A 6,832-nucleotide genomic window follows, 5' to 3' on the forward strand; every position below is an offset into this window, starting at 1 on the left:
CGGGAACCCGGTCCGCATCAGCGCGGCAGCCGTCGACCCGGCCGACGTCCCCACAATGACCTCGGCGTCGCGAGCATCCCACCCGATCTCCTCGACAAGAGCGCACAGGACACCCGCGTGAAACGCAGTGCCGGTCAGACCGCCACCGCCGAGCGCCACCCCTATCCTCACCCCGCCATCTTCTCCGCCGCGCCGCCCGTGCGCACGCACCCTGCGGCCGACGCTCGGCATCCTCGGACGCCTTCTTGGGAGCGACGTGGCCACCACTGACCGGCGTGCCCGAACGACGACCACAACTCGTTCCACCCTGCTTATGAGGTCTTGTCGCTCGGCGTTCTCAGGACGGCAGCGTCCAGGTGCGCCGGGGCACGCTTACCAGGGTCTTGGATCCGGTCTGACGCGAGCTCAACGTAAGGCTTCAGGTGTCTCCTAGCGCGTTCCAACGTTCGCCAGTCACCGTGTGGGCCTGTGGCGGATCCCCGGGAGGAGCACTACATGAGCAAGCGTTCGATAGCGATCCTGGCAGCCGGGGTGACCGCGGGCGGGGTGATCGGTCTGGCCCTGGGTCTGACCAACGTGGCAGGCGCGGCGACCACCACGCGCAGCGCACCGAACACCTCGGTGTCGCCGAACACCACCTTCAAGTCCAACGAGGACCCCACCCACGAGGCAGGGGAGTCAGCGCCCGGGAGTCCGCTGAGAACTCCGGTCAGGCGTTCGGGCCGGGCCCCGGTGGGCCGTCCAACGAGGACCCCACCCACGAGGCAGGGGAGTCAGCGGCCCGCGAGGCCCAGGAGAACGCTCAGGGCGGGTCGGCCCAGGGCGGCCAGCCGAGCACAGGGTCGGGCACGACCACGCAGAGCGGCTACTCCGCCACGTTCTAGCTGATCTAGCACCAGCCGGCTAGGCGACCAACGGAAGCCCGTGGTCCTACCGCCCCGTCGCCCCCTTCCGGGGGCGGCGGGGCCTTCTCACGCCTGAGGTCAGCTCTGGGCCGCGTCGGCGCCGGAATCGATGCGGACGCCGTCCCGGTGAATCTGGCGATCTTTGTTCTCCCCCCTGGGCGGGAGATTGGCGGTGCCGGGCGGTTGGTGCTCCGTGCAGGCCGCGCCGGGGGCGTGGTGCCATTGTGCCTGCCGCGATGTGATCGGGCCGGTGCCAGGATGGCTGCAGAAGAGAGCTAGGGAGACGTGAGGCGTCGCCGGCCATCCGCCGGGAATCGAGCAGCCTTGCCTCCCAATGCGAGCTCTGGTGGCCCAGCCGAGTGGTCCAGGAGGTCGGCGATGTTCGGACGTTTACTGTGCGCCGTAGGTCGGCACTCTTGGGTGCAACGGACCAACCCCGAGGCTGGCGGTCGGGGGGCGGTCTACTACGCCTGCCGACGCTGCGGCGTGGATCGGCTTGATATCTCGCCCTCATACGACAACTCGGCTTCACCGCGTCTGAAGAGGGAATGACGCTGCGGGCCGAGAGTGCGGCTGCGCACCCGAATCGCGCAGGCGATGACCGCAGCCAACCGCCCCCTCAACGACACGCATGTGACCGTCGCGATCCAGAACGACGACGTACACGGCAGCAGTCACCTCGATCAGTACTCCCCGCTGGTGCCCCACCTCCGCTTCAAGCACTGACGAGCCTGTCAGTGGGGCGCAGCGCGCGAAGTGCAGGGCGGGGTGTTCCGGCGTTTGCGGGCGGATCGGACCGGACTACAGGCAGGGTGTTACTGCTCGCGAGTGGCCCGACGGCCGCCCGGTTATTCGCGCGCGAAGGAGCAAAGGTCGTCGTGACGGCTAGGCGTCCCGAGCCAATCGCAGCGGTGGCGGCCGAAGTTGGGGGCGTCGCTGTTCCCGGTGACACGAGCGACCCGGCCCACGTTCGCATCGACCGGCTCGACGAGTCGACTGGGTGCGTCGAGGTTGGACCGGTCGCCTGACCCTGGCCGACTTCGCGTTCAGCCCAGCGCGGGTGCGAAGGCTCGCCGTGTTGCTCGTCCAGTCTGCCGATCTGCTTGACGCCGCAACCGCGACCGAACGAGAAGCGAGACCGAACAAGAAGCGAGACCGTAGCAAAGGCCCGCGGATCGTTCCCAGATGGCGACGAACCGGAACCCGCGCAGGGCTGGCAGATGCCGCCGCTGTGGTTGAGGGGTCGCTCAGGGTAACCCGGTGACTGAGTCCGTGGGGCGCCGCCAGGAGCGGTGCCGCCACCAGACCAACGCGCTAATGGCGCCAGCCGGGATCTCGATGAGGTAGGTGAAGCCGCTGAGGAGCAGGACCGCTGCCGCGCTGACCGCCGGGTCGCCGCCGAGTGCCACGAGCAGCGCTGCGGATCCGGTTTCGGCGATACCCACCCCACCAGGGGTGACCACCACCGCGGTGAGCAGCCGGCCCAGGGTGAACGCCGCGAACACCTCCGCGGGCCCGAGCATGCCACCCAGCATGTGCAGGATCGTCCACAGCAGCAGTGCCTGCATGCCGAGGAAGCCGGCCAGGCCTGCGGTCATCGACGGCCAGCCGTGCCGGAGCAGGCTAGCCGAGCGGTCCCGCAGGTCGAACACGGCGTGCTGCGAGTCGACGGTCCGCTCGGAGCGGCCCAGCCGAAGGACGAACCCGCCCACCACGTCGATGCCGCGAGTGACCCTGTGAGCGATGTGGTCGCTGGCCAACGTGCCGACGACGGCCATCGTGAGGACCGCCAGGATGGCCACCCCCAGCGCGGCGGCCAGCGCCAGCCGCCGGCTCGGCAGCCGGCCCGAGGCCAGCAGACCGAGCAGGCCCAGCAGCGGCAGGCCCAGCTTGGCCACCACGTTGAACACACCGGTGACCGCCACGAACAGCCCGAAGCTGGATCGGCGGAAGCCGAACGAGCGGGCCATCGCGTAGCTCACGGCCACCCCGAGCGCCCCACCGAACGGCACGACGTTCGACACTGCCGAGCCGGCGAGGTTCATGGTGACGGCCTGCCCGTGGGTCAGTCCCGGCAGCGCGCCGGTGAGCACCCAGCTGAACGTGACTACGCCGAGGAACCACAGCCCGGTGAGCAGCGCCACCTGGCCCGGGGTCAGTCTGCGCAGCTCGGCCCAGATCTCTGCCCAGCCCGCCCCGGTGACCCGTGGCAGGACGACGACCAGCAGTGTCACGGCCAGCCCGAGCGACACCACCCCCAGCAGGGCCCTCCCCAGCGTCCGACGTGGCCGCGGCTGGTTGGACGGCTGCCCGCTCACGGCCGATCGCGCAGACTGGCGAACACGTCGTCCAGCAGCGGACCGCCCGGGAGGCGCCCCCGCTCGATGAACCACTCGTGGCCGAACACCCGCCGAAACACCGGCCCGGGCAGCCGAAGGAACGCGGCCAGCGTGCGATCCCCGGAGTCCGCGCTGGCCTGCGAGGTGTGCGCGGCCATCGCTGCCCGCTTGGCCGGGGTGAACCGACGCACATCGACCCGGTGCGTCAACGCCGAACGGGCAGCGTAGGCGGTGTCGAACCGTCGGGCGTCGAACTCCGGCGGGAACCGGTGGACCAGCCCGGCCAGCCGGATCGCCCGGCGCAACAGGTCACGGTCCACGGTGGCCTCCAGCACGACGGGGGTGCCGGCGAGCTCGGCGGCACGGGCCCCGACGTGGTGCACCGCGACGTGGTCGGGATGGCCGTAGCCCCCGGTGGAGTCGTAGCTGGTCAAGACGTCCGCCCGCTCCTGGCGCAGGATCGCGGCCAGCCGCTCCGCTGCCGCCTCGACGTCAGTCTGGGCGAACGGCCGTCCTGCGGCGCCGACACCGTCGCCGTCCAGCCCGGAGTCGCCGTAGCCGAGCCACTCGACCCGGGCCACCCCCAACACTCGCGCGGAGGCGGCCAGCTCGGCGGTGCGCCGCTCACCCAGGCCTCCCCGGACGTCGGATGCAGCCAGGCCCGCCTCACCCGCGGTCGCGACCACCAGCACGACCCGGTGCCCCTCGGCGGCGGCGCGTGCCAGGGTGCCGGCGGTGAGCAGCGCCTCGTCGTCGGGATGCGCATGGAAGGACAACAGGGTGAACGCCACCTCGCCATGTTCGTCGAGCCGGGGCGACGCGCTCCGACTAGGGTGCCCGTATCGGCGTGTCGGAGGAGGGGCCTTGCTAAGGATCGCCCACGTGACCGACTGCTACCTGCCCCGCCTCGGCGGGATCGAGCTGCAGGTCCACGACCTCGCCGCCCGGCAGCGTGCCGCTGGCCACGACGTTGCGGTGGTCACCGCCACCCCGCGGGCCAGGCACGACCGGGCCCAGTTCGACCGGATCGACGGCGTCCCGGTGCACCGGCTGACCGTCGACCTGCCCTTCGAGCTTCCCGTGCACCCCCGGGCAGCCAGCGCGATGCGGGCGCTCTTGCAGCAGTCCGGGTACGACGTGGTGCACGTGCACGCCGGCGTCGTCTCCCCGTTTGCTTTCGCGGTGGCCCCGGAGGTGGTGCGCAGCGGGACGGCGATGGTGGTCACCGTGCACTCACTGTGGGGTTACCTGACCCCGGTGTTCCGGTTGCTGGACCGGCCCGTCGGTTGGTCGCGGTGGCCCGCCGTCCTCAGCGCCGTCAGCGAAGTGGCCGCCGGCCCGTTACAGCGCATCGTGGGCCCCGACGTCGAGGTCCGTGTGCTGCCCAACGGCATCGACCCCACAGCCTGGCAGGTCGATCCGCTACCCCGAGACCCCGGTGATGTCCTCATCGTCGCGGTAATGCGGCTCGCCCAGCGCAAGCGCCCGCACGCGCTGCTGCGCATGCTCCGCCGGGCCCGGGCACAACTGCCCTCCCACGTCCGGGTGCGCGCCCTGGTCATCGGGGAAGGCCCCGAGCGCCGCGCCCTGCAGCGCTACCTCGACCGGCACGCGATGGACTGGGTGCGCCTGACCGGGCGGTACACCCGCGAGCAGATCCGGGAGGTGTACCGCCGCGCCGACCTGTTCATCGCCCCAGCCAACCTCGAGTCGTTTGGCATCGCGGCGCTGGAGGCCCGCACCGCCGGCCTGCCGGTCCTGGCCATGGCCAACAGCGGGATCCGCGAGTTCGTCACCAACGGCGTCGAGGGTCTACTGGCCGCCTCCGACACCGACCTGGCCGATGGCCTCGTCCGGTTGGCCCGCTCCCCGGAGCTGCGCGGCCGGATCGCCGTGAACAACCGCGCCAGGCCGCCGCGGTTCGGCTGGGACGAGGTGCTCACCCGCACCGAGCTCGCCTACAAGGCCGCCGCCGGACTCCTCGGACGACAGTCAAAGCGGTGATTCGACCGCCGCGGGCGAGACATCCGATCGAGACTCGCGTGTCGCGGCGGGGTCTCGGCCCGCAGCGGTGCCGCGCAGCTCTCGGAGGAGCAGCCGGACGACGGCGACGAGCAGTCCGGCGAGCAGGATGTCCCGTCCGGTGAGGACGAGCAGCCCGGGCCAGCTGCGGTGGGTCAGATCCCTGTAGAGCAGGGGGAACTCGACCTGGGTGGCCGCGGCGACGAGGAGCACCCAGGGCACGAAGGGGCGCCAGGTGGCCGGGTCGAGGATGGAGACCGCGGCCAGGACAGCGATCAGCCACAGCAGGTACTGCGGGCTGAGCACCTTGTCCGTCAGCAAGATCACCAGCATCAGCGCCATCGCGGACAGGCCCACGCCCCGCGGCCCGGCGTCAACGCGGGCCAGCCGCCAGTGCGCCAGGTAGACGAGGGCGACTCCGGAGACCAGTAGAACGGTGGACCAAAGGACCACCGGCCCGACGAGTGCGGCCGCGTACTGCACCGCCCCGAAGGCGACCTGCGTGTGGAGTCCGGAGATGCCCAGGTGCTGCGCCCACAGCAACGGCAGCGCGGCCACCGACTCGATCTGCAGCCCGCGCCGGGACTGGTAGGCCAGCACGTCGGTGAAGCCGATGGACCCGGTCAGCCGGTAGGTCAGGGCCGCGACCGCAAGCACCACAGTCGCCGCGGCCACGGTCGCGGTGACCGAGGCCCGTCGGGTGCGCTGGATCGGGGCAAGCAGCCCCGGCCACAACTTCAGCGCCGCCCCGACCCCGGCTGCCACTCCCGAGCCCGCAGGATGCCGGCGGCCGGCCAAGAGCAGCGCGGCGAGGGCAGCGGCCGCGGGATACAGGTCGAAGCGGGCCCAACTCAAGGCCCCGAGCAAAGGGAGTCCCCACAGCCACAGGGTCACCGCTGGGGCCGTCGGGCCCTCTGCTCTCCTCACCAGGGCGCGGAACACGAGCGCGTCCACAACGAGCGCGACGGCCACCCAGCTGATCCCGTAGACGACGTGGTAGAGCCGTGTTGCCGAACCGAGGCTGGGTGCATAGGGCCCGGACAGTCCCATCACCGGCAACGCGGCCGGCGGGTACTCCCAGGCGAAGTCGTCGTACGGGACCTGGCCGTGCACGGCACCGAACACCCAGTGGGCGTAGTAGGTGGTGTCCCAGAACACGTTGCCCCGGTGCGCGGCGGCGGTGATCAGGCCGACCGCGAGCGCGACCAGGCGGGAGACAGCCCAGATGATCCACGGTCGGCCCTGGACAGCCAGCAGGAGCCCGCCATGGAACCTAGGCTGGCGAGACTCAGGCTGGTGCCCGGTGACCGCGGCGTCCTCCATCTTCGTCAAACGCGCTCAGCGGGTGAAGACCGCGAAGAAGTCCCGGCTGGTGTCGGTGAAGTACCGGCTGGCCGGGCGCTGGAAGGCCACCAGCTTGTGCGGGACCGGACTGGTGACGCTGGCCCCCGGCGTGTACCACATGAACGAGATCCAGGCCACGTTGATGTCCAGCTGCATGGCCCGCACCGCACCGGCACGCAGCAGCAGAGCGGCCAGGCTGTGCACCGACAGCGCGTCGCCGGC

6 protein-coding genes are annotated in these 6,832 nt (G+C 71.2%); 2 read left to right on the plus strand and 4 right to left on the minus strand.

Translation table 11 applies throughout. The features are described from left to right. Window positions 1-1,472: 1,472 nt before the first annotated feature. Complete coding sequence (locus VIM19_12815) at window positions 1,473-1,631, plus strand: hypothetical protein (protein ID HEY5185757.1); 159 nt, start codon at window positions 1,473-1,475, stop codon at window positions 1,629-1,631. Between the two features lie 521 nt (window positions 1,632-2,152). Here the strand turns inward: VIM19_12815 and VIM19_12820 are convergent. Together VIM19_12820 and VIM19_12825 are read right to left on the minus strand one after the other, a co-directional pair. Further along, window positions 2,153-3,223 (minus strand): lysylphosphatidylglycerol synthase transmembrane domain-containing protein, encoded by a 1,071-nt coding sequence (locus tag VIM19_12820; protein HEY5185758.1) that lies wholly within the window; start codon window positions 3,221-3,223, stop codon window positions 2,153-2,155. Further along, entirely contained in the window at window positions 3,220-4,035 is an 816-nt protein-coding gene (locus VIM19_12825; GenBank protein HEY5185759.1) for a PIG-L family deacetylase, read from the minus strand. Before VIM19_12825 ends, VIM19_12820 begins: the two co-directional genes overlap by 4 nt. A gap of 91 nt (window positions 4,036-4,126) precedes the next feature. Between VIM19_12825 and VIM19_12830 the strand changes: the two genes are divergently transcribed. Then, window positions 4,127-5,248 (plus strand): glycosyltransferase family 4 protein, encoded by a 1,122-nt coding sequence (locus tag VIM19_12830; protein ID HEY5185760.1) that lies wholly within the window; start codon window positions 4,127-4,129, stop codon window positions 5,246-5,248. Here the strand turns inward: VIM19_12830 and VIM19_12835 are convergent. Both VIM19_12835 and VIM19_12840 read right to left on the minus strand, forming a co-directional pair. Further along, window positions 5,237-6,589 (minus strand): glycosyltransferase 87 family protein, encoded by a 1,353-nt coding sequence (locus VIM19_12835; GenBank protein ID HEY5185761.1) that lies wholly within the window; start codon window positions 6,587-6,589, stop codon window positions 5,237-5,239. The two genes, VIM19_12830 and VIM19_12835, sit on opposite strands and share 12 nt — an antisense overlap. A 15-nt stretch (window positions 6,590-6,604) precedes the next feature. Next, window positions 6,605-6,832 (minus strand): hypothetical protein (locus VIM19_12840; GenBank protein HEY5185762.1); only part of this gene is annotated, 228 nt, incomplete at its 5' end.

The sequence above is a fragment of the Actinomycetes bacterium genome (assembly GCA_036510875.1).
Classification (GTDB): domain Bacteria; phylum Actinomycetota; class Actinomycetes; order Prado026; family Prado026; genus DATCDE01.

Coding starts and splice junctions, on each gene's coding strand:
- VIM19_12835 (HEY5185761.1), bottom strand. CDS start 6,589: ATGGAGGACGCCGCGGTCACCGGGCACCAGCCTGAGTCTCGCCAGCCT.